This is a genomic window from Nocardia xishanensis NBRC 101358, assembly GCF_001613365.1.
In the GTDB taxonomy this organism is placed as follows: domain Bacteria; phylum Actinomycetota; class Actinomycetes; order Mycobacteriales; family Mycobacteriaceae; genus Nocardia; species Nocardia xishanensis.
Genome location: NZ_BDCF01000042.1, coordinates 36,367 through 59,219 on the forward strand (window position 1 = coordinate 36,367; position 22,853 = coordinate 59,219).

20 protein-coding genes are annotated in these 22,853 nt (G+C 70.1%); 12 read left to right on the forward strand and 8 right to left on the reverse strand.

What is annotated here, in order from left to right:
- From NX1_RS26155 to NX1_RS26165, 3 genes are all read right to left on the reverse strand, one after another.
- Nucleotides 1–1,068, reverse strand: a complete 1,068-nt coding sequence (locus tag NX1_RS26155) for a 2-aminoethylphosphonate ABC transporter substrate-binding protein (protein WP_174555522.1) — start codon at nt 1,066–1,068, stop codon at nt 1–3.
- A 68-nt stretch (nt 1,069–1,136) separates the two neighbouring features.
- A complete protein-coding gene (locus NX1_RS26160) occupies nt 1,137–1,826 on the reverse strand; it encodes a phosphonatase-like hydrolase (protein WP_068064597.1) in 690 nt (229 codons plus the stop codon).
- 10 nt (nt 1,827–1,836) lie between these two features.
- Nucleotides 1,837–2,964: a TIGR03364 family FAD-dependent oxidoreductase gene (locus tag NX1_RS26165; RefSeq protein ID WP_068064600.1), complete on the reverse strand. Its 1,128-nt coding sequence runs from the start codon at nt 2,962–2,964 to the stop codon at nt 1,837–1,839.
- Between the two features lie 215 nt (nt 2,965–3,179).
- On the opposite strand from NX1_RS26165, the gene NX1_RS26170 reads away from it, so the two are divergent.
- Nucleotides 3,180–3,830 (forward strand): GntR family transcriptional regulator, encoded by a 651-nt coding sequence (locus NX1_RS26170; protein WP_068064603.1) that lies wholly within the window; start codon nt 3,180–3,182, stop codon nt 3,828–3,830.
- Between the two features lies 1 nt (nt 3,831).
- On the opposite strand, the gene NX1_RS26175 is transcribed toward NX1_RS26170, so the two are convergent.
- Nucleotides 3,832–4,842: an LLM class flavin-dependent oxidoreductase gene (locus tag NX1_RS26175; RefSeq protein WP_068064489.1), complete on the reverse strand. Its 1,011-nt coding sequence runs from the start codon at nt 4,840–4,842 to the stop codon at nt 3,832–3,834.
- 119 nt (nt 4,843–4,961) lie between these two features.
- Here NX1_RS26175 and map point away from each other — a divergent pair, with 119 nt between their 5' ends.
- The gene (map, locus tag NX1_RS26180; protein WP_068064496.1) at nt 4,962–5,825 is read left to right on the forward strand and encodes a type I methionyl aminopeptidase; all 864 of its coding nucleotides are present in this window, start codon (nt 4,962–4,964) and stop codon (nt 5,823–5,825) included.
- A gap of 43 nt (nt 5,826–5,868) precedes the next feature.
- Nucleotides 5,869–7,446 carry a cobyric acid synthase gene (locus NX1_RS26185; protein WP_068064505.1) on the forward strand — a complete coding sequence of 526 codons (1,578 nt, stop codon included), beginning with the start codon at nt 5,869–5,871 and terminating at the stop codon, nt 7,444–7,446.
- 9 nt (nt 7,447–7,455) lie between these two features.
- Here the strand turns inward: NX1_RS26185 and NX1_RS26190 are convergent, their stop codons facing one another.
- A complete protein-coding gene (locus NX1_RS26190) occupies nt 7,456–8,166 on the reverse strand; it encodes an LppP/LprE family lipoprotein (RefSeq protein ID WP_169812288.1) in 711 nt (236 codons plus the stop codon).
- An 84-nt stretch (nt 8,167–8,250) separates the two neighbouring features.
- Here NX1_RS26190 and NX1_RS26195 point away from each other — a divergent pair, with 84 nt between their 5' ends.
- Both NX1_RS26195 and NX1_RS26200 read left to right on the forward strand, forming a co-directional pair.
- On the forward strand, nt 8,251–9,477 hold the full coding sequence (locus NX1_RS26195) for a serine hydrolase (protein ID WP_068064517.1): 1,227 nt from the start codon (nt 8,251–8,253) through the stop codon (nt 9,475–9,477).
- A 151-nt stretch (nt 9,478–9,628) separates the two neighbouring features.
- Entirely contained in the window at nt 9,629–10,192 is a 564-nt protein-coding gene (locus NX1_RS26200) for a hypothetical protein (protein WP_068064528.1), read from the forward strand.
- On the opposite strand, the gene NX1_RS26205 is transcribed toward NX1_RS26200, so the two are convergent.
- Nucleotides 10,172–11,236, reverse strand: coding sequence for an alpha/beta hydrolase (locus NX1_RS26205; RefSeq protein ID WP_174555523.1), 1,065 nt, complete (start codon nt 11,234–11,236; stop codon nt 10,172–10,174). The two genes, NX1_RS26200 and NX1_RS26205, sit on opposite strands and share 21 nt — an antisense overlap.
- A gap of 343 nt (nt 11,237–11,579) precedes the next feature.
- Between NX1_RS26205 and mqo the strand changes: the two genes are divergently transcribed.
- From mqo to NX1_RS26235, 6 genes are all read left to right on the forward strand, one after another.
- Nucleotides 11,580–13,088, forward strand: coding sequence for a malate dehydrogenase (quinone) (mqo, locus tag NX1_RS26210; RefSeq protein WP_068064536.1), 1,509 nt, complete (start codon nt 11,580–11,582; stop codon nt 13,086–13,088).
- Nucleotides 13,089–13,106: 18 nt separating this feature from the next.
- Complete coding sequence (locus NX1_RS26215; protein WP_068064539.1) at nt 13,107–13,556, forward strand: GNAT family N-acetyltransferase; 450 nt, start codon at nt 13,107–13,109, stop codon at nt 13,554–13,556.
- A gap of 84 nt (nt 13,557–13,640) precedes the next feature.
- Entirely contained in the window at nt 13,641–15,629 is a 1,989-nt protein-coding gene (locus tag NX1_RS26220; protein ID WP_068064608.1) for a magnesium chelatase subunit D family protein, read from the forward strand.
- A gap of 41 nt (nt 15,630–15,670) precedes the next feature.
- Nucleotides 15,671–16,285 (forward strand): cob(I)yrinic acid a,c-diamide adenosyltransferase, encoded by a 615-nt coding sequence (gene cobO / locus NX1_RS26225; RefSeq protein ID WP_068064543.1) that lies wholly within the window; start codon nt 15,671–15,673, stop codon nt 16,283–16,285.
- A gap of 37 nt (nt 16,286–16,322) precedes the next feature.
- Nucleotides 16,323–18,053: a cobyrinic acid a,c-diamide synthase CobB gene (locus tag NX1_RS26230; protein WP_068064546.1), complete on the forward strand. Its 1,731-nt coding sequence runs from the start codon at nt 16,323–16,325 to the stop codon at nt 18,051–18,053.
- A gap of 261 nt (nt 18,054–18,314) precedes the next feature.
- On the forward strand, nt 18,315–18,662 hold the full coding sequence (locus NX1_RS26235; protein WP_281217133.1) for a cobalamin biosynthesis protein: 348 nt from the start codon (nt 18,315–18,317) through the stop codon (nt 18,660–18,662).
- Between the two features lie 58 nt (nt 18,663–18,720).
- Here NX1_RS26235 and NX1_RS26240 read toward each other — a convergent pair whose 3' ends face one another.
- Complete coding sequence (locus tag NX1_RS26240) at nt 18,721–19,824, reverse strand: Rv3169 family protein (protein ID WP_068064614.1); 1,104 nt, start codon at nt 19,822–19,824, stop codon at nt 18,721–18,723.
- An 8-nt stretch (nt 19,825–19,832) separates the two neighbouring features.
- Entirely contained in the window at nt 19,833–20,963 is a 1,131-nt protein-coding gene (locus NX1_RS26245; RefSeq protein WP_068064548.1) for a phosphotransferase family protein, read from the reverse strand.
- Between the two features lie 491 nt (nt 20,964–21,454).
- Between NX1_RS26245 and NX1_RS26250 the strand changes: the two genes are divergently transcribed.
- Complete coding sequence (locus NX1_RS26250) at nt 21,455–22,810, forward strand: DoxX family protein (RefSeq protein WP_068064549.1); 1,356 nt, start codon at nt 21,455–21,457, stop codon at nt 22,808–22,810.
- Nucleotides 22,811–22,853: the final 43 nt, after the last annotated feature.

Consider the following 22,853-nt stretch of genomic DNA (forward strand, 5'->3'; position numbering starts at 1 on the left):
TCAGCCTCCGATGGCCTTCTCGTAGGCGGCCACATCGCCGTTCAGGTCGGCGAGGACCTTGGTCCAGTCGGGACGCACGACTTGGACGCCCTGCAGCAGTGCGGCGGGGGTGGGGCCGGAGCCGGCGGCGGGCGCGGCGGCCAGATCGGTGCGGGCCGAGACCGCGAACGCGTCCGGACCGAGCGTCTGCTGCACTTCCTTGCTCAGCAGGTAGTCCATCAGCTTCTTGGCGGCCTCGGCGTGCGGTGCGCCTTTGGCCAGGCCCATGAAGTAGGGGAGCGCGACGGTGTGCCTGGCACCATCGGCCGAGGCGGGGAAGAAGATGCCGAACTCGGAGCCCTTCGAGGTGATCGACTCCAGGTTCATCTGGACGTCGCCGTTGGCGATCAACAGCTCGCCCTTGTCGACCTTGGGCTGCAGCTTGCCGGTGGAGGCCGAGGGGCCGACGTTGTTGACCTGCAACCGCTTCAGGTAGTCCAGCGCGCCGTCCTTGCCGCGCAGCTGTTGCAGCAGAATCAGCACGGCGGTGCCGTCGCCCGCTTGGCCCGGTGTCGAATACTGGAGCTTGCCACGGTATTCCGGCTTCAGCAGGTCGTCCCAGGTGAGCTTCGAGGCGTCGACGGAGTTGTTCGCGATGAAGTTCAGGTAGTTTCCCGCCAGGCTGACGAACTTGCCGTTCGGGTCCTTCTCGGTGGCGGGATAAGCCGAGGTGTCCACGCCAAGCGGCTGCAAAAGCTGTGCGGCGTCGGCCTTCTGAATGAACGGGGGCAGCGTGACCACGACATCGGCCTGCGGGTTGGACTGCTCCTTCTCGAGGCGGTTGACCACCTCGCCGGAGCCCGCCGCGACGACGTCGACGGCGATGCCGGTCTCGGCGCGGAACTTGTCGAACTGGGTCTTGTACCAGGCGTCGAGGCCGTCGGCGGAGTAGACGGTGACCGTCTGTCCGCCGGAGCCGCCTGAGCCCGTGCCGCCGCAGGCCGCGGTGGCGGCGACCGCGGTCGCGGTGACGACCAGCAGGGCGGTCCTGGTCAGGGCGCGGGACAGGCGCGTGGGAGAAGTACGCACGGTGTGAGCAACTTTCGTTTGGGGCTGTCGATGTGCCGAAGGGGCGGTGGGTCGAAAGGGTCGGTGACTCAGGTTCGTTCGGCTCGAATCAGCTCGGCGAACTCGACCACCGATGGCAGCACGTGGGTGGCGCCCGCGGCACGCAGTCGCGGTTCGTCGTGCGCGCCGGTCAACGCGCCCGCGACGATTCGGGCGCCCGCGGCACGCCCCGCGGCGATATCGCTGGTGGTGTCGCCGAGCACGGCGACGCGATCGACGGCGTCGATGCGCAGGCGCAGCAGCGCGGTGAGTACGAGGTCGGGGTGGGGACGGCCGCGACCGGCGTCGGAGGGCGCCAGTGTGAGATCGGCGATATCGCGCCAGCCGAGCGCGTCGAGCAGCCGATCCTGGGTTTTCCGGCTGAAGCCCGTCGTCAGCGCCACCCGCACGCCCGCCGCCCGCAGTGCCGAGATGGCCTCGGCCGCACCGGGAATCGGCGCGATGTCAACCTCGTCGATCAGGTCGTCGTAAGCGGTCTCGAACGCGCGGTTGGCGGTCTGCGCGCGGTCCTCGTCGCCGAGCAGCGCGCGGAACACGGCAATCTTGGACTGGCCCATGGTGGCCAGCACGTACTGCCGGGCCTGTTCGCGCAGCGGCCCTTCGGTTTCCAGTCCCGCCGCGGTCGCGGCCGTGTCGAAGGCGCGCAGCACAAGGCCGCCGTCGGCCACGGTGGTGCCCGCCATGTCCAGGACGGCGAGGTCGATCGTGTTGTGCGGCATCATGTCTCCCTCAGAGTCCGAGAAGGTCGGCGGTGTCCTCGCCGAGTGCGGGGCCGAGTGTCATACCGCGGCCGCCGGGGCCGGTGATCACCCAGACGTGCTCGTCGGCCTTGGCGCGGGTGACGATCGCGGCGGGATCGACGCTCTGGCTGTACACCCCGGCCCAGCGGCGCACGATCGTCGGCAGCTTGCGGCCGAGTAGCTCCTCGGTGACCGAGGTGAGGTGGTCGTACGGCGCCTCGTCCACGTCGAAGGGAAACGGTTCGGTGTATTCGTGGGTGTCGCCGACGGTGAGGCCGCCGTGCAGGCGCTGCACGCACAGCAGCTGCATCTTGTGCTCGGCCGCGGTGGCGGTCTGGGACTGCTCGCGTTCGAGCGCGTCCACCTCGGGACCCGCGAAGCCGGGGTAGTAACGGAAGCTGTCGCCGTCGGCGATCGCGGTGGTCAGCGGCTCGTCCAGCGGCGCGGTCTGCATCATCTGGAGCCGGACCCGCCGCACGGGAATAGCGCCGACCAGCTCCCTGGTCAGCCCGGCGTGCGCGGCGCCGGGGCAGACCAGCGCGAGGTCGGCGGTGAAAGCGCGCCCTTGGTCATCGAGAACGGTGGCGCCGGAACCGGTATCGGTGATCGACCGGGCTTCGGCCGCGGCGTGGAAGGTGTAGCGGCCGGTCGCCGTGAGGTAGGCGCGCAGGGCGGGCAGCGCCTGGCGCGACTCGACCGCCGCGTCGGTCGCGCAGTGCAGACCGGCCAGATACTTGCCGCGCAGCGCGGGGTTGATCGCGCGCACCCGCTCGGGTTCGAGCAGATCGAAGCCGCGCGCCTGCGCGGTGTCGTTCGCCGCCGCGGCGGCCGCCACCGCCAGTTCCTCCGGGGTGCGCACCAGCGTGATGGACCCGGTCGGGCGGAAGCCGACGCCGGGAACTTTGCCGCCGATCTCCTCCCAGAGCTCGCGCGACCGCAAGGTCAGGGCGAGTTCCGCGGCGGACCGCCCGGACACCCACACCAGTCCGAAGTTGCGCACCGTCGCGCCACGGGCCTCTGGCTCCCGCTCCAGCTGCACGACCTCGTGTCCGCGGCGGATCGCCGCCCAGGCGTGGGCGGTGCCGAGAATTCCGCCGCCGATGATGACCACTCGCATGGGACCCATGGTGAGCAATGGTCTAGACCGATGGGTGTTACTCGCGCGAACGCCGGGTTAACAATTGGTATAGACCAATTGCGGGTAGGCTGTCGGGTATGGAAGCAACGGAGGTGACGCGCGGCCGACGCGGCGAGACGTCCGGCGGGAGCGCCGAATTGGCCCTGCCGGAGCGCTTGCCGAAGTCGTATCGGGTGCGCACCGAGCTGGAGGGGATGATCGGCGAGCTGGACGAGGGCGATCCGGTGCCTTCGGAGCGCGAACTCGCGCTGCGATTCGAGGTCGCCCGCGAGACCGTCCGGCAGGCATTGCGAGATCTGTTGGTGGAGGGACGTATTCGGCGGCAGGGCCGGGGGACGGTGGTCTCGCGTCCGAAGATGGTGCAACCGCTGTCGCTGCGCTCCTACACCGAGGGGGCGCTGAGCCTGGGCCGGGTGCCCGGCCGCATCCTGGTCGCCTGGGAGGATGTCCCCGCCGACGCGGACACCGCCCGCGATCTCGGGCTGACCGCGGGCACGCCCGTCATGCACCTGGAGCGGGTGCTGCTCGCCGACGGCGAGCGGATCGGACTGGAGAGCACCTTCCTGCCGCTGGCGCGCTTCGCCGGACTGCGCGACGACTACGACCCGACGACCTCGCTCTACGCCGCGGTGCGCGCCTCGGGCGTGGAATTCGGCGCCGCCACCGAACGCATCGAGACGGTGCTGGCCTCTCCGCGCGAGGCCGCGCTGCTCGAATGCACGACGGCGCTGCCGCTGCTGTTGCTGCATCGGCGCAGCATCGACGACGACGGGCAGCCGATCGAACGGGTGCGCGCCCTGTATCGCGGCGACCGGATCGCGTTCGAGGCCCGGCTGTCGAAGTAGCTCAACGGATTTGCGGTGCCACCTTCGCGCCGAGCAGTTCGATGTTGTGCAGTACTTTTTCGTGCGGCAGTGTGCCGACACTGGTGTGCAGTATGAACCGGTCCAGGCCGAGGGTGTCGCGCACGGCGGCGATCTTCTCGGCCACATAGTCCGGCGTGCCGACGAACAACGAGCCGCTCTGCGAGCGCAAGGCTGCGAAGTGGTCGCGGGTCATCGGGCCCCAACCGCGTTCGCGGCCGATGGTGCTCATGGCCAGCGCGTACGGCTGGTAGAAGTCGGCGACGGCCTGTTCGTCGGTGTCGGCAACGTATCCGTGCGCGTGCACCGCGACCGGCTGCCGCTCGTGACCGCCCTCGGCCAGCGCCCGGTGGTACAGATCGACCAGCGGCCGGAAACGAGCCGGCTGGCCGCCGATGATCGCGAGCGCCAGCGGCAAGCCGAGCAGCCCGGCGCGGATCACCGACTCCGGGCTGCCGCCGACCGCGATCCACACCGGAAGCGGCCGGTCGTCGGTGCGCGGATAGGCCACCGCGTCGCGCAGCGGAGCGCGGAACTTGCCCGACCAGGTGACCGGCTCGTCCTCGCGCAGCCGCAGCAGCAGCGCCAGCTTCTCCTCGAACAGCTCGTCGTAATCGCCCAGGTCGTAGCCGAAGAGCGGGAACGACTCGGTGAACGAGCCGCGCCCAGCCATCAGCTCGGCACGCCCGCCCGACAGGCCGTCCAGCGTCGCGAAGTCCTGGTACACGCGGACCGGGTCGTCGGAGCTGAGCACGGTGACCGCGCTGGTCAGCTGGATTCGCTCGGTGCGCGCCGCGATCGCCGCCAGCACCACGGCGGGCGCCGACGCGGCGAAATCCGCGCGATGGTGTTCGCCGACGCCGTACACGTCGAGGCCCGCGCGCTCGGTCGCCACCGCCTCGTCGACCACCTCGCGCAGGCGCTGCCCGGCGCTCGGCGCGGGCCGGTCGCCGACCGGATACAGCTCGGCGAACGTCGTCAGTCCCAGTTCCACAGTTCGAGTCCCGTCGGTGCGTAGTTACCGTGCCAGACTAAACGGACTGTGGTCCGTTCCTATTCCGGCCTCGTGCGGGCGGACGGGTGCCACCGGCGGCGTCCGGATACTCTTGTCCCATGTCCGTGCGTACCCGTAAGCCACTCGTTCCCGGCACGCTCTCGCCAACCCGCGAGGTGCCGCGCTCCATCGAGCGACCGGAGTACGCGTGGAAGAAGACCGTCAACGAGGGGCGCGAGCCCTGGGTGCAGACGCCGGAGACCATCGAGAAGATGCGGATCGCGGGCAAGATCGCGGCGCAGGCGCTCGAAGAGGCCGGTAAGGCGGTCGCACCCGGCGTCACCACCGACGAACTGGACCGCATCGCCCACGAGTTCCTCTGCGACCACGGCGCCTACCCGTCGACGCTGGGCTACAAGGGTTTTCCGAAGTCCTGCTGCACCTCGCTGAACGAGGTGATCTGCCACGGCATTCCGGACTCCACCGTCGTCGAGGACGGCGACATCGTCAATATCGACGTCACCGCCTACATCCACGGGGTGCACGGCGACACCAACAAGACCTTCCTCGCGGGCGACGTGGCCGAGGACGTCCGGCTGCTCGTCGAGCGGACCGAGGAGGCCACCATTCGGGCCATCAAGGCGGTCCGCCCCGGCCGGGCGCTCAACGTGATCGGCCGCGTCATCGAGTCCTACGCCAACCGCTTCGGTTACGGCGTGGTGCGCGACTTCACCGGCCACGGCGTCGGCCCCACCTTCCACAGCGGCCTGGTGATCCTGCACTACGACCAGCCCGCCGTGGAATCCGTCATCGAGCCGGGCATGACCTTCACCATCGAGCCGATGATCAACCTCGGCGGCATCGACTACGAGATCTGGGACGACGGCTGGACCGTGGTCACCAAGGACCGCAAGTGGACCGCCCAGTTCGAGCACACCCTGGTCGTCACCGAGACCGGCGCGGACATCCTCACCCTGCCGTGAGCGCCGCGCGCGCTCGATCCGGCCGCCCTCGGGGGAGATCGCGATGAGGGGCGCGCTGCTGGTCGCGGGAACCACCTCCGACGCCGGGAAAAGCGTTGTGGTGGCGGGCATCTGCCGCATGCTGGCCAGGAAGGGCGTGCGGGTGGCGCCGTTCAAGGCGCAGAACATGTCCAACAACTCCGTCGTCACGCTGGACGGCGGCGAAATCGGGCGCGCCCAGGCGCTGCAAGCGCGGGCTTGCGGTCTGGAGCCGAGCGTGCGCTTCAACCCGGTGCTGCTCAAGCCGGGCAGCGACCGCCGCTCGCAGCTCGTGGTGCGCGGAAAGGCCGTCGGCACCGTCGGCGCGGCGGATTATTTCCAGCACCGGCAGGAGCTCCGCGCGGTCGTCGCCGCCGAACTCGCGTCGCTGCGGGCCGAATTCGACGTGGTGATTTGCGAGGGCGCCGGATCGCCCGCCGAGATCAACCTGCGCGCCACCGATCTGGCCAACATGGGGCTGGCCGAGGCCGCGCGGCTGCCGGTACTCGTCGTCGGCGACATCGACCGCGGCGGGGTGCTCGCGCACCTGTTCGGCACCCTCGCCGTCCTGGACCCCGCCGACCAGCGGCTCGTTTCGGGATTCGTGATCAACAAGTTCCGCGGCGACGTCGAGCTGCTGCGGCCGGGCCTGGATCGGCTCACCGAGCTGACCGGGCGGCCAACCCTCGGCGTCGTCCCGTTCGCCGAGGACCTGTGGCTCGACGCCGAGGATTCGCTCGGCACGATCGCCGACGCCCCGGTCGGTCGCCCGGCCGCGCCCGCGGGCACGGAATGGCTGACGGTCGCGGCCGTCCGGCTGCCGCGCATCTCGAACTCCACCGACGTCGAGGCGCTGGCCTGCGAACCCGGCGTCGCGGTGCGCTGGGTGCGCGACCCCGCCCGGCTGGCCGACGCCGACCTGGTGGTGCTGCCCGGCAGCAAATCGACCGTGTCGGACCTGGAATGGTTGCGGCGCAGCGGAATCGCCGCCGCGCTTGCCGACCGCGCCGCGGCGGGCAAGCCCATCCTTGGCATCTGCGGCGGCTACCAGATGCTTGGCCGCCGCATCGTCGACGACGTGGAATCGACGGCGGGCGCGGTCGATGGACTCGGCCTGCTCGACCTGGACGTCGAGTTCGCCGAGCCAAAGGTGCTGCGCCGCAGCGACGGTCGCGGTGCGCCGGGACCGGACCCCGCTGTGCCGCTAGGCACGGCGGGTATCTCGGTGCACGGCTATGAAATCCACCACGGACGCGTGACACGCAGCGGTAACCCGGCCTGGCTCGACGCGGCGGGCGAGCCGGAAGGCAGCGTGCGCGGCGCGATCTGGGGAACGCACCTGCACGGTCTGATGGAGTCCGACGACTTCCGGCGCGCCTGGTTGCGCGAGGTCGCCCGGCACGCGCGGCGCACCGGTTTCGTTGCCGCCGAAGGAACTTCGGTCTCCGCCGTGCGCGCCGCCCAGCTCGACCTGCTCGCGGACTTGATGGAGCGCCACCTCGATACGAACCTGCTGGAAACGCTGATCACCGCGGGCGCGCCGGAGGACATGCCCACGCTCCGTTCGGATCTCGTCGCGCCGGACGTCCAGTACCAGCCCTAGCGGCGGCCGCTATCGGTGCGGGTGGGTGACCTCCTCCGGCAGCGGCTTGCTCATGGCGACCCCCGAACCGGTCCACGTGTAGGTGATCGACACGGGACCGCCCTGCGGCGCGGCGAACGGCTCGTCGGCGACCAGCCACTTGTACTCGACGGTGACCGAGTCGCCGTTCGAGCTCGCCACGTAGGTGAACGCGTAGGGCTCGGAAGTTGCTGTGCCCAGGTACTTTCCGTCGTGGAAGAACAGCACGTGGATCGGCGCGCCCGCGGACGCCCCGCCCGCCGCGCTCACCCACAGCAGCTGCCCACAGCCGCCAGGCTGGTCGGCGGAGGCGTGCTCGGCCACCCAGCCTTCGCCCAGTCCGGCCACCGCGCCGCGCACACCCGGCGACGCGAGATCGATACAGCGGCCGGGCCCGCTGATGCCGTTGTCCGGCGCGGTGACGGTGCCGGGTGCGGACGGGCTGGGCTGGGGCGCCGTGTGCGTCACGGTCGGCGGCGGATTCGTCCCTGGCGCGGCCACGGAGGGCGGCGCCGCGTCGCCGGGCGCGGGCTGCCGGGGCCCCGCGGGCGCGATCGTTCCCCCGGGAGCGGATGCCGGCGCGGCCACCGCCGTCGTCCGCTGTGAAGTTCGTGTCGGCTGCGTCGAATCGTCGCTCCCGCAACCTGCTGTCAACGCTGCCGCCGCGGCGACCAGCGCGGCCAGTCGAACCATGTGGTTCATGTCCCCTCGATTCTGTCGCGACCGTGCCATCGCACGCTCGCTTGTTGCATCGCGGTCGCGCCGGACATCGCTACGCTGGGCAGAGTGAATGCGCCTGCAGGCTTGTTGGTGACGGTTGCCGCCGATCTGGACTCGGTGACGACGGCCGGGCCCGAAGACGATCCGGCCGATGCCGGGGTGAGCCGCGCCGCGATCGCCGCTGTGTGGGAATCGGTGCGCGACTGGTATCGGCTGGGTACCACACCGGCGATTCAGGTGTGCCTGCGACGGAACGGGAAGATAGTCCTGAACCGGGCGATCGGGCACGGGTGGGGCAATGGGCCTGCGGACGGGCCGGATGTAGAGCGGGTGCTCGCCACACCGGACCTGCCGTTCTGCGGTTTCTCCACCGCCAAGGGCGTCTCGGCGGCGCTGATGGCCATGCTGATCGAGCAGGGTGCCTTCGCGCTGAAAGACCCTGTGTGCGAATACATTCCGGAATTCGCCGCGAACGGCAAACAGCGCATCACGATCGGCGACGTGCTGTCGCATTCGGCGGGCGTCCCGTTCGTGACGCCGCCGTACCGGGGCCACCAGCTGGTGGTCGACGAGGAGCTTGCGGTGCGGGCGCTTGCCGATCTGCGGCCCAGCTGGCCGCCCGGTCGCTTCCGCGTCTACCACGCGCTGACCAGCGGTTTGATTCAGCGGCTCTTGGTGCAGCGAGCCACCGGGAAGCGGATGCGGGAGCATCTGCACGACCAGGTGCTCGCACCGCTCGGATTTCGCTGGACGAACTTCGGCGTGCGACCCGACGAGGTCGATCGGGTGGTGCCGAGCGTGCCGGTCGGTCCCGGTCCGTCGCAGGTGTGGAAGTTCTTGGCGCGCAAGGCGCTCGGCGGCGGTATGGGCGGTGCGATGAACGACGAGGGGACCCGCGCCTTCCTCACCGCCGAACTGCCGTCGGGCAATCTCGTCACCACCGCCTACGAACTGTCCCGCTTCTACGAAATCCTCGGGCGCGGAGGAGAACTCGACGGCGTGCGGATCATGCGACCGGAGACCCTGCACGCGGCGGTGCGGCCCGTGAACCGGATACCCGGCATCGCGGGCCGGGTCAGCGTGGCGGGCTACGAACTCGGCGCGAGCCGCTCGAAGTTCGGCCGCCATACCGAAACCCATTTCGGCCGCAGCGGCCTGACCACCCAGTACGGCTGGGCCGATCCCGCCAGAGGCCTCTCCGGCGCCATCCTGACCAGCGGCAAGGCGAAAGCAGACGCCGACCGCCCGTGGCGTCTGGTCGCCCAGATCTCGGCCGCGATCGACCGTCGGTAACGCCTGAACCGCGCAGGCGGCCGCGCGCGGGCCTGCGGTCTGCCTTGCGCCGCGTCGAGGCCGCGACCATCACAGCGACGCGGTGGCGGGTGTGAGCCGGTCCGGCGGACACGCCGCCGGGGCGGGTAGCGGCGGTGTAGCGTACTCGGACATGGAGTCTCGGCGGATCACGGTCGGTGACCGGGCCTGGACGGTGCGGGTCGACGGCCCGGAATCGCGGCACACGGTATTGCTCTTGCCCGACGCGGGCGATCCGGTGGACGTGTACGACCAGGTCGCGGCGCGGTTGCACACCTCGGACCTGCGCACCATCGCGGTGGAGTCCATCGAAGGGCTCGACCCGGCCGGAGTGCACGCGATCCTCGACCAGCTCGGCATCCCCTACACCCACGTCGCCGCGCGCGGCGCGGGCGCAACGGTGGCCTGGCAGACCTGCTCCGGCCCGTTCGGGCGGTTCATCAGCCTGGTGGTCGCCGACCGCGGCCATCCCGCGTCGCCCGCCGCCGACGGCACCGTCGCCGACCCTGGCTGCCGTCCGCTGGAACTACCGGTGACCGTGCTGGTCACCAAGCGGTTGCCGCGGACGGTCGCCGACGGCTCGGGGCGCTTCGTCTACGGCGAATTCCGCGTGGTGCAGGTCGACGTCGACAACGTGGCCACCGAGGCCGACCACGAGATGGCCACCGAGATCGTGTTACGCACCAGCCTCTGGTGATTCGGCCTTGCGCCGGTACACCGCCAGCCAGTCGAGCCAGTTGTCCATCTCCTCGAAGGCCTTGGCGCGCGGCTCGGCCGAGGACAGGAACACGTCGTGGCGGGCGCCCTCGATCGGCACGATGTTGGTGCGGTCGCCGAGGCAGCCGGACCAGCGCTGAATCTGCCTGACGTCGAGCACCGTGTCGGCCACGTCGGCGGCCGGACCGTACTTGCGCAGGAACTTGGTCAACCGGGAACGCAGGATCAGCGCGGGCACCCCGATGTCGAGGCCCTGATGCAGCCGGAACTGACCCCGGCGGATCGCGCGCAGCCAGCCGAAGCGCACCGGCGCACCGGCCAGCGGCTTCCAGTCCAGGTTGTAATCCCACTCGCCCGCCGCGGTCTTGTGCAGGCTGTCGCCGTAGGTGCTGATCGAGGCGCCCGGCATCTCCAGCATGGAACGGAACCGGCCGAGCATGCCGATGATCGGCGTGCCGATCGTCCGGTAGTAGGACGGGCCTTGCAGGTCGAACCAGGGGCTGTTGAGCACTAGCCCGACGATGCCGGAAGCGGCGACGCCCACGGTCCGGTTCAGCCGGTCCAGCCACAGCGGCATGATCAGGCCGCCGGTGGAATGCGCGACCAGCAGCACCTGCTCACCGGCCTCGGCCTTGACGATGCGCAGCGCCTCGTTCAGCTCCTCGTCGTAGAAGGCCAGGTCGGTGACGTAGTGCGGGCTCTGGCCGTCGCGCAGCGAGCGACCGCACTTGCGCAGATCGAGGGCGTAGAAGCGGTGACCGCGCGCGGCGAAGTGCTCGGCGAGATGCTGCTGGAAGAAGTAGTCGGTGAAGCCGTGTACGTAGATCACGGCGCACTCGGTGGCGGCCGCGCCGGAATCGGGGAGATAGCGCACCAGGGTTGCCGAGATGTCGCCCTCACCGTCGGGGTCCGCGCCCAGCGGGATGGAACGCTGCTCGTACCCCGCTCCCAGGACATCCGGCCGCCATTTGCCTCCGGTCCGCTCCGTGATATCGGACACGTCTAGCGAGGTTTCGTTCGTCACGAGACCCAATGTAGGCGAGGTACGGCCCGGAAAGAAGATCGCTCGCGACCTGGAGCGAGGGAGGTATCTATGTCACATTCCCCGGGTTCGTTGCCTGAATGCGACGTCGCGAGGTGCACAATTGGCGATAGGTGAACGGCGGGTAACCTTATCGACCGCCGAGTCACGCCAGGCTCGAAACGAACACGTGCGCCCGTCGCGAACAACGACACGGCGCCGTCGCCACAACCGCATAGCGCCCGTCGCAAACAACCACATAGCGCCCGTGCCCAGGCCGAACCACCGTGCCGGTGGCCGCGCCAGAAGTGACAAGGAAGTCGATCTACCCGTGCCGAACGCTGCCATGACTGAAAAGACCGATGTAGTACTCATCGGTGCCGGGATCATGAGTGCCACCCTCGGTGCGCTGCTTCGCCAGCTGCAGCCGGAATGGTCGATCTCGTTGTTCGAGCGGCTGGACGCCGCGGCGGCGGAGAGCAGCGATCCCTGGAACAACGCGGGCACCGGACACTCCGCCCTGTGCGAGCTCAACTACAGCCCGCAGAACGCCGACGGCTCGGTCGACGTGACCAAGGCCGTCGACATCAACGAGCGCTTCCAGGTGTCGCGCCAGTTCTGGGCCTACGCGGTGGAGAACGGCGTCCTCGGCGACCCGTCCCGCTTCATCAACCCCATCCCGCACGTCAGCTACGTGCACGGCGCCGACGACGTGCAGTACCTGCGCAAGCGCTACGAGGCGCTGGCCCCGCACCCGCTGTTCGAGGGCATGGAGTACATCGACAGCCCCGACGAGTTCGCGCGCAGGCTGCCGCTGATGGCCAAGGGCCGCGACTTCTCCGACCCGGTCGCGCTGAACTGGACCGACGGCGGCACCGACATCGACTTCGGTTCGCTCACCAAGGAACTGCTCGCCCACCTGGGCGCCAGCGGCGCCGACCTGGCCTTCGGCCACGAGGTGCGCGACATCGACAAGCAGTCCGACGGCAGCTGGAAGGTCAGCGTCCGCAACCTGCGCACCCGCCAGACCCGCACGGTCGTGGCCAAGTTCGTCTTCGTCGGCGCGGGCGGCGGCGCGCTGCCGCTGCTGCAGAAGTCCGGCATCAAGGAGATCAAGGGCTTCGCGGGCTTCCCGGTCAGCGGCCAGTTCCTGCGCTGCACCAACCCGGATTTGATCGACAAGCACGAGGCCAAGGTGTACGGCAAGGCCGCCGTCGGCGCGCCGCCGATGTCCGTGCCGCACTTGGACACTCGCGTCATCAACGGCAAGCCCGGCCTGCTGTTCGGCCCGTACGCGGGCTGGACCCCGAAGTTCCTCAAGGACGGCAGCAACACCGACCTTTTCAAGTCCATCCGTCCCGGTAACCTCGCGCCCATGCTCGGCGTCGGCGTCACCGAGCTGTCCCTGGTCAAGTACCTGGTCTCGGAGCTGCTCAAGTCGCAGTCCGGCAAGGTCTACACCATGGAGGAGTTCATCCCGCGGGCCGACGGCCGCGACTGGGAACTCATCACCGCGGGCCAGCGGGTGCAGATCATCCGCCGCAAGGGCATCGGCGGCGTGCTGGAACTCGGCACCGCCGTGATCGCCGCCAAGGACGGTTCGATCGCGGGTCTGCTCGGCGCCTCGCCGGGCGCCTCCACGTGTGTCACCGCCATGCTCGACGTGCTGCAGCGTTGCTTCCCGCGTGAGTACGCCGACTGGACCCCGCGCCTGCGCGAGATGATCCCGTCGCTGGGCGTGAAGCTCTCCGACGACAAAGCCCTGTTCCACGAGGTGTGGGACTGGACGAACAAGGCGCTGAACCTCAATAGCGCGAACACTCCGAGGCATGCAGGGGTCGCGCTCGCGCCGTAGGTGTGATAGCAAGGCGCGATGATGTCAACGGTTGCTCTCAAACGGTCATGGGCGCAAGATCTCGATACGGCGACCCTGTATCAGCTGTTGAAACTTCGCGTCGAAGTCTTTGTCGTCGAGCAGAAGTGCGCCTATCCGGAGTTGGACGGACTCGATCTGCTGCCGGAGACCCGGCACTTCTGGCTCGATGACGAGGGGGAGGTCATCTGCACCCTGCGCCTGCTGGAAGAGCACGAGAACGGCGTCAAGTCGTTCCGCATCGGCCGGCTGTGTACGGCCGTGCCCGCTCGCGGGCACGGCTACACGACCCGGCTGCTACAGGCGGCGCTAGCCGAGGTCGGGTCGGCGACGGTGCGGTTGAACGCGCAGACCTATCTGGTGGACATGTACTCCAAGCACGGCTTCCAGCCGGACGGTGCGGAGTTCGAGGACGACGGGATCATGCACGTACCCATGCGGCGCGGGTAGCTCCCGCGCGGTCGGGTCGATGGTCGGGCGCGCGGGGCGGTGCGGGGGTGGCGGCGCCGCGCGCTTAGGCTGGGGGACGTGTCCTTGTCCCGTGTAGAAACCGCTCTGTCGTCCCATTCGTCTCGGGTGGATGCCGAGGCGGGGTTTCCCTTCTCGGCGGTGGTCGGGCAGGAGCGGTTGCAGCTGGCGTTGATCTTGTGCGCGGTGCATCCTGGTATCGGCGGCGTGCTGGTGCGCGGGGAGAAGGGGACCGCGAAGTCGACCGTGGTGCGCGCGCTGGCGCACCTGCTGCCGCCGGTGGTGGACGAGACCGGCGCGCGGCCGGCGCGGCTGGTCGAGCTGCCGGTCGGGGCCACCGAGGATCGTGTGGTCGGATCGCTGGATCTGGAGCGGGTGCTGCGCGACGGCGAACAGGCGTTCCGGCCCGGTCTGCTGGCGGCCGCCCACCACGGCGTGCTCTACGTCGACGAGGTGAATCTGCTGCACGACCATCTGGTGGATGTGCTGCTCGACGCCGCGGCCATGGGCCGCGTGCACATCGAACGCGACGGCGTCTCGCATTCGCATCCCGCGCGCTTCGTACTGGTCGGGACCATGAATCCCGAAGAGGGCGAACTGCGCCCGCAGCTGCTCGACCGGTTCGGGCTCACCGTCGACGTTGCCGCCTCCCGCGACGTGGACGTGCGGATGGCGGTGGTGCGCCGCAGGCTCGACTACGAGGCCGATCCGGCCGGGTTCGCCGCCCGCTACGCCGCCGCCGACCGGGAGATCGCCGGTCGCATCATGGCGGCGCGCGACCGGCTGCCCGAGGTCGCGCTCGACGACGTGGAGCTGCGGCGAATCGCGGCCCTGTGCGCGTCTTTCGACGTCGACGGCATGCGCGCGGATCTCGTCGTCGCCCGCACCGCGACCGCGCACGCGGCCTGGCGCGGCGGCGACGCCGTCACCGAGGACGACGTGCGGATCGCCGCGGAACTCGCACTGCCGCACCGACGTCGGCGCGACCCGTTCGACGAGCCGGGCATCAGCGAAGAGCAACTCGACGAAGCCATGAAAGAGGCCGCCGAGCAGGCCGATCGTGCGGAGGAGCCGACGCCGCCAACGGAATTCGACGGCGAACGCCCGGAAAACGATGGTTCCGACGAAGATCGCGGTCCCGAGGGGCCCGATGACGGTCCCGACGCGCCGCCCGAAGGTCCCGGCGGCGGTCCCGCACCGCGCGAAGGACGCACTGGCACACCCAATCCCAGCGCCGCGAAGCCGCCGCGCTGGGAGGTGCCCGGTGTCGGCGAAGGCGCGCCGGGCCGCCGGTCCCGCGCCCAGACCAGGCACGGCCGGGTCGTCCGCTCCACCACCGAGACCACCGCCGGTCTGCATCTGATCGGCACCGTCTTCGCCGCCGCGCCGCACCAGCACGGCCGCGGCCGGGTCGAGGGTCCCCTCGCCCTCGAAGCCGAGGACCTACGCGGCGCGTATCGCGAAGGGCGCGAGGGCAACCTGGTGGTCTTCGTGGTCGACGCGTCCGGCTCCATGGCAGCCAGGGACCGGCTGTCGGCCGTCACCGGCGCGGTGGTGAGCCTGCTGCGCGACGCGTATCAGCGCCGCGACAAGGTCGCCGTGATCACCGTGCGCGGCCAGGACGCCGAACTCGTACTGCCCCCGACTTCCTCGGTCGACATCGCGGTCCGCCGCCTCGCCGGCCTGCGCACCGGCGGCAAGACGCCGCTGGCCGCGGGGCTGCTGAAGGCGCGCGAGGTGATTCACCGGGAACGCGTGCGCGACCCGCGCCGCCGCCCGATGCTGGTGCTGCTCACCGACGGTCGCGCCACCGGTGGCGTCGACCCGGTGCCGCGCGCCCGCGTCGCCGCCGCCCTGCTGGCCAAGGACGCGGTCACGGCGATGGTGGTGGACTGCGAGCGTGGCATGGTGCGGCTCGGGCTGGCGGCGGAGTTGGCGAGGGAGTTGCGCGGCGGATATCTGCGGCTCGCAGAGTTGACCGGGGCCGCGGTGGCGGACATCGTCCGCGCGGGCTCCGTGGACGGGCCCGCGGCGCGGTCCGCGCGCGCGGCCTGACCGGCGCGGGCCAGGTTTGAACTGAGGCACAAGGAGATTCGATGCCCAAGGGCGTGCCGGAGACGGTTCCGGACGATGGACTGACCACGCGGCAGCGGCGCAACCAGCCGGTGCTGGCGGTGCACACGGGGCCGGGCAAGGGAAAGTCGACCGCGGCGTTCGGCATGGCGCTGCGGGCCTGGAACCAGGGGTTCGACGTCGCGGTCTTCCAGTTCGTGAAGAGCGCGAAGTGGAAGGTGGGCGAGGAGGCGGCGTTTCGCGCCCTCGGGCGGCTGCACGAGGAGACCGGCGCCGGCGGCGCGGTGGAGTGGCACAAGATGGGCGAGGGCTGGTCCTGGACCCGCAAGCACGGCACCGAGGAAGACCACGCATCTGCCGCCCTGGCCGGCTGGCGGGAGATCGCGCGCAGGCTCGACGCCGAACAGCACCGCTTCTATGTGCTCGACGAATTCACCTACCCGCTCGAGTGGGGCTGGGTCGACTTGGACGAAGTGGTCGATACGCTGGTCGCGCGGCCCGGCAACCAGCACGTCGTCATCACCGGCCGCGACGCGCCGCAGGCGTTGCTCGATGCCGCCGACCTGGTGACCGAGATGACCAAGATCAAGCATCCGATGGACGCTGGTCGCAAGGGGCAGCGGGGGATCGAATGGTGAACCGGCGTCGCGTGGTCGCGCGCCGTCCGGTGGCGTGATGGGCGGCGTGCCCGCGGTCGTCATCGCCGCGCCCGCCTCGGGGAGTGGGAAGACCACGCTCGCAACGGGTTTGATCGGTGCGCTGCGACGGGCCGGATACCGGGTCGCGCCGTTCAAGGTTGGTCCGGACTACATCGACCCCGGCTACCACGGGCTCGCGGCGGGACGGCCAGGACGCAATCTCGACCCGGTGCTCGTCGGCGCCGACCGGGTGCTGCCGCTGTACCACCACGGCGTCGCGGGCTGCGATCTCGCGGTGGTCGAAGGCGTGATGGGCCTGTTCGACGGCCGCATCGACGAGCACGAAGCCGGCCCCGTCGCTGAGGGGTCAACCGCCCAGGTGGCCAGCCTGCTCGGCGCGCCCGTGGTTCTGGTGGTGGACGCCCGCGGCCACAGCCAGAGCCTGGCCGCGCTGCTGCACGGCTTCGCCACCTTCGACAGCGGTGTGCGGCTCGGTGGCGTCATCCTCAATCGTGTCGGCAGTGAACGCCACGACCAGGTGCTGCGCGCCGCCTGCGCGCGGGTCGGCCTGCCCGTTCTCGGCTCGCTGCCCCGTATGGACGCCCTCGAGGTGCCCTCCCGCCACCTCGGGCTCATCCCCGCCGTCGAACACGGCGCGGCGGCCGCGGCGGCGGTGGCGGCGATGACGGAACTCGTTGCCGCCCACGTGGATCTGGGGGCGGTGGCGGCGCTCGCGCGACCGACGGTCGATGGGATCGCCTGGGATCCGGTCGCGGCGGTGCGAGACGCCGCGACCGCGGGGGATACGACTTCGCGTCCGCGCGGAGGGGTTTCGACCGAAGCGACATCGGTGCGGGTGGCCCCCTCGGCGCTCGAGGGCTACGCCGGTGGTGAGACGCGCGACGAGAGTTGCCCCGCCGGTGCCGCGACGCGCGACGAGACTGGCCGCGCGCGTGACGAGTCGGCGTCGGCGGGCCTGATCGGTTGGGAGCGGACCGGCGACGAGGAAGCGGCCGATGTCGCGCCGCCGACGCGCTCCGGTCGGCGTTGTGTCGATGCTTCGTTTTCGGAGTGGTCTGCAGAGCGACATGACGGGGCGACCGGTTGGGACGGGTCCGGCAGTGATGACGCTCGGGCAGACCGCGGTCCCGTGATCGCCATGGCGGGCGGGCCGGCCTTCACCTTCGGCTACGCCGAGCATCGCGAACTGCTGATCGCGGCGGGGGCACGGGTGGTGGTCTTCGATCCGTTGCGCGACGAGCTACCGACCGGCACAGCGGGTCTGGTGCTGCCCGGGGGATTCCCCGAAGAGCACGCCGCCGATCTCGCGGCCAACACACCCCTGCTCGCCGCGGTCCGCGAGCACGCCGGCGCCGGTCTGCCGATCCACGCCGAATGCGCGGGCCTGCTCTACCTCACCCGATCGCTCGACGGCCACGCCATGGCGGGAGTCGTCGACGCGGACGCGGCATTCGGCCCGCGCCTGACCCTCGGCTACCGCGACGCCGTGGCGCTGGCCGACTCCGCGCTGTGGCGGGCGGGAGAGCGGGTGCGCGGCCACGAATTCCACCGCACCAGACTCGTCACCACCGCCACCACCGACGCCCCGGCCTGGGGCTGGCACGACGGCGCGGGCGCTCGTGTTCGCGAGGGCGCACTCGTCGGCCAGGTCCACGCCTCCTACCTACACACCCACCCCGCCGGAAACCCCACTGCGACAGCCCGTTTCGTCGCCGCGGCTGCCGACTACGCCCGTGTGCGGCATTGAGCTGCGCGGGAGGGGCGTGTACCCAGTCGGCTCCGGATACCGCACGCCGTTGGCTGGTTCCGGTTGCGGAGCGCTGCGGGCTGCTGGCCTCATCGAGCTCCCAGTACAGGGCACGTTCGTACCGGGGTGCGCGGTGGCCTGCGCCATGTCGGCGTCGCTGACCGGTGCCTGCTCGTTCGGTGGTCGCCGGTGACCGGCCGATCCGATGCCCGGCTCCCGGACCGTCCAGACCAGCCGCACCAACCGGACGGTGCGCATGTTGTGATCGGTGTCGGTATGCGACCGGGGACGGCCTCCTCCGCGATTGTGGCCGCCGTCCGGCGCGTGCTCGGTGACGCGACCCTCGTCTGCCTCGCCACCATCGACCGGCGCGGTGACGAACCCGGCCTTCGTAGGGCCGCCGAAGAACTGGGCGTCCCCGTGCGCACCTTCGGCGCCGGCGAACTGGACGCTGTCGCGGTACCAACCCCGGCGGCTCGCACCAAGTCGGCGGTCGGTGCGGCCGGTGTCGCCGAGGCCGCTGCCGTGTTGGGTTCGAACGGGGGAGTTCTGCTGCACGCCAAAGAGATTCACGGTGATGTCACCGTGGCGGTGGCGCGCCTGCGCTGAACAGGGCGCGGGGACCTGTTGCCGCGCCCTGGTCGACACCGGGGCGCGGCGCGGCGGATCAGGGGGCGACCGATGACCAATCGGCGAACCCAGTCGGATCGTGGCGGCCGAGGGAGGCGTGCTCGAACAGACCCCAGCCTTCGGCGGAACCGCAGCGGGCGTGCGCCACGTGATCGATGACGCCGAACGGGACACGGGCCGCGATCGCGGGGTCGGTGAGGTCGTAGCGGCGGAAGTCGGACCAGTCGCGGCCCTTCCACTGGCCGTGCAACCAGTCGGGGTCGCCGCCGTAGCCACAGCCGACGTGCAGCGGGACGCCCGCGCTCGGGGTGATCTCGACCTCCAGCGCCTTGCCGTCCGGGGTGGTGAGATCGAGCCGCGCGGCGACGGGAATTCTGGTGCCCGAACGGTATTCGATGCTGACGCGCGGCCAGCCGAGCTGTTCGGTGCGGCCGTCCGGCCAGACGCGCACCGCATCGTTGAGGGTGCGCCTGCCGTCCGGTTCCTCCTGCACGATCACCACGATCGCGAAATCGTCGAAGCGCAGCGGCACGTACAGCCACCAGAAACCGCCCGACGGCTCGGCGGCGGCGCGACCCGGCGGCTCTGACTCACCGACCGGCCGGATACCCCACGAGCGGTCGCGGGTCCCGGTCCACACGGCGGGGTCGACCGTGATGTCCGCGCCGTCCACGCTCAGCGTGCCCGCCCACGAACCGACCTGCGCGAAGCGGGACGCCTCGATGATGGGCCTGCCGCCGGTCAGGATCAGGTGCGGCTGTTCCTGCACGGCGGGGAAGGCTCCGGTCCAGGTGAGATCGCAGCTCAGTTCGTCGTGTTCGCAGACGACGCGCACCCGCTGCAGCGGTTCGAGCACCTCGATCCGGTAGCCGCCTACCTTCATATCCAGGCTGCGGTCGCCGAGCGCGTCGGAGAAACGCACCGAGCGCACCACGTCACCGCGGCGGACGGCGACATAGGCGTCGGTCACCCCGAGGTTCGGGTAGACGCCGAGCCCGGAGATCAGCAGGGTGCCGCCGTCGCGGTCGTGGGCGTTGAAATAACTGCGGTCGTAGAAATTACGGTCGCTGGTGCCGACCCGGGTCATCGGGAGCGGGGTCTGGTGGATGGGGTATTCGTCGAGCGGCGCGGGTGCGGTCATGGTGTTCCTCATGTCCAGTCGTAGGTTCCGTCGAGCAGCGCCTCCAGGCTTGCCCGGTGCATCACGTAGTCGTCCCGGTCGGCAGTGTCGGTGTCCTCGCCGAAATGGATCATTCTGCGCTTGACCCTTGCCATCACGATCGCGTGCCGCAGCGCGGCGTAGACCAGGTAGAAATCCAGGTCGCGCACCGTATAGCCGGTCAGCTCTTGGTATTTCGCCACCACCTCGGAGCGGCGCAGGAAGTCCGGCAGGCCCGGCTGGTCGAAGCGGGTGGCGAGATCCTGGAAGAACCGGTGGATGAAGATGATCCAGGCGATGTCCAGCTCGCGCGGACCCAGACCCGCCATCTCCCAGTCCAATACGGCGACCGGCTCGAACCCGTCGTAGATGATGTTGCCCGGCCGGGAGTCGCCCCAGGACAACACGTCCGGACCGGGATCCTCCGGCCAGTGCTCGTCCAGCCAGTCGAAGGCGCGCTCGATCAACGGGACCGGGTACCCGTCGTCGGCCAGCGCCCAGCGGTACCACGCGCGATGCCAGTCCACGTGCCTGCGCAACGCCTGGCCAGGGCCGTCCAGCATCGAGAACCGGCTCGCGGGGTCCGGGATGGCGTGGATCTTCGCTATCACGGCGAGCGTGTTGGCGGTGAGCAGCGCGCGTTCGGCGGGTTCGGCGTCGAACAGCCAGCCGTAGAAGACGTACGGCGGGTTGTCGGCCGGTACCCGCCCCTCGATCCGGCGCATCACGAAAAACGGTGTGCCGAGCACGTTTTCGTCGGTCTCCAGCCAGCACAGCGGCGGCACCGGCACATCGGTGGCGGCCGCGACCCCGGCCATCACGTGGTACTGCTTGGCCAGATCGTAGGTCTCGAAGACCGGGAAATCGGCGGCGCTCGGGGCCAGCCGCGCGACGAACGTGCCGCCCTCGTCCCGGCCGTTCACCCGCCATTCGGCATCGAAGAGCACCGAGGCGCTCGACATCCCCGAGCCCTGCGGCATGGTCAGCTCGTGTACCCGCGGCGGCTCGTCGGCCGAGACCTTGCCCGCGAGCCAGCGTGACAAATCATCGGCCAGTCCTCGTAGATCGCGTTCGCTGATCGTGAGCTGGCGCCGCTCGGTCGGATCTGGCTCGTCGGCCATCGTCGTCCTCCTGTAGTCGGGCGGCGGGCCGCCCACCACCCGGTAATTCCTCCCGGGATACGCGACTGTAACGCGTTCTAATTCGGTGTCGCCGGGAATCGTCGGGAATAGTTCGCTGATCGAACTCCGGGGTTGACAAGGGTCTTCGTCATCCTTCTGGAGTATCGCGGCTACCCCGCGGGACGGAGCCGGAAATCGGGATGCCGCCGGAAGCGCCGGGGCCGCCCGCGCGGCTACGTTCGCTCACGGAAAGGCGTCCAGGGCAGTGAGGAGAGATCCGTGCGGAAGCGCGACAGGCGAACCAGGCGCAGCGTCTCCGAGTGTCGGCGGGGTGCCGCCGTGCGGAAGCGCCGCGAGGCGGCCATCGGCACAGTGCCGGGGCACGGCGGTGCCGAGTATCGGCGTGGGGCGGCTCTCCGGGTGCACGACGAGCGAACCGTGAACTCGGCGTCCGCGGGCACGGCGGTGCCGAGGGTCGGCGAGGTATCGCTATGAGTGCCATCGGCACGGAGGTGCTCGAACGAGACGGCGAAGACGTGATCGAGCCGTCGCCCCGGTGGTCGCTACCGGCCCGAATCGCCTTCCGGTTCTTTTTCACCTACCTGCTGCTGTTCTGTCTGACGTTCGCGCAGATCCTGTTCGTCTTCACCGGTGCCGCCGTGCGCTGGATGCCGGAATCGGCGATCCGATGGCAGATGGACGCGGTCGCGCCGGTGGCCCGGTGGACCGGCGAACATGTCTTCGGCGTCGACGCGGTGATCCACGAGAGCGGCAGCGGTGATCAGACCATCATCTGGGTGCTGGTCTTCTGCCTGCTCGTCGTCGCGGCCGTCGTCACCGCGATCTGGTCGGTGCTCGACCGCCGTCGCGCGGGCTACGCCTCACTCGGCGCGTGGTTCGTCACCTTCCTGCGGCTTTGCCTCGGCGGGCAGATGCTCTGGTACGGCTTCGCCAAGGCGGTGCCGAATCAGATGCCCTACCCGTCGCTGACGCGACTGCTCGAGCCCTACGGCAACCTCAGCATGACCGACGTGCTGTGGAACCAGGTCGGCGCCTCGCCGTCCTACCAGGTGTTGCTCGGCATCGCGGAGGTGCTCGGCGGCCTGCTGCTGTTCTGGCCGCGCACCGCGACCGCCGGGGCGCTGCTGAGCCTGGTGAGCATGGCGCAGGTCTTCGTGCTGAACATGACCTACGACGTACCGGTCAAGATCCTGTCCTTCCACCTGATGCTGATCTCGCTGGTTGTGCTCGTGCCGCAGGCCAGGCGATTGGCGAATGTGCTTGTGCTGGAACGATCTTCGGAACCGGCCAGGCAGCCGTCGCTGTTCCGCTCGGCGCGGGCGAACCGGATCGCCGCCGTCTTGCAGGTGGCGCTCGGTCTGTGGACGTGCTCCGGCGCCGCGTACACCGCATGGGATTCTTGGCACGAATATGGTTACGGCGCACCGAAACCCGCGCTCTACGGCATTTGGAACGTCACCGAGTTCACGGTGGACGGCCACCCGCTCGCGCCGTTGACCACCGAGCCGACCCGATGGCAACGCCTGGTGTTCGACAAGTTCGCCACCGACTATCAGCGCATGGACGGCACGTTCGTGCCCGTTCTCGCCGATGTGGACACCGCCGCGCGCACCATCACCATGACCGCGCCGTCGGCCACCCCGGGGGCCGAGCCGGCGCGGGTGGCGACCTTCACCTTCGAACGTCCCGAGCCCGGCCTGCTCGCCCTGCGCGGCGATCTCGGCGGCAGGCCCGTCACGCTCACCTTGGAAGAGTTCGACCTGAACGACTTTCCGTTGCGGGGCGAGCGATTCCACTGGACCCAGGAAGTTCCGAACCTGAACTGAAAAGGCCGGCCCGGAGGGATCCGGACCGGCCTCATAGGAGCGG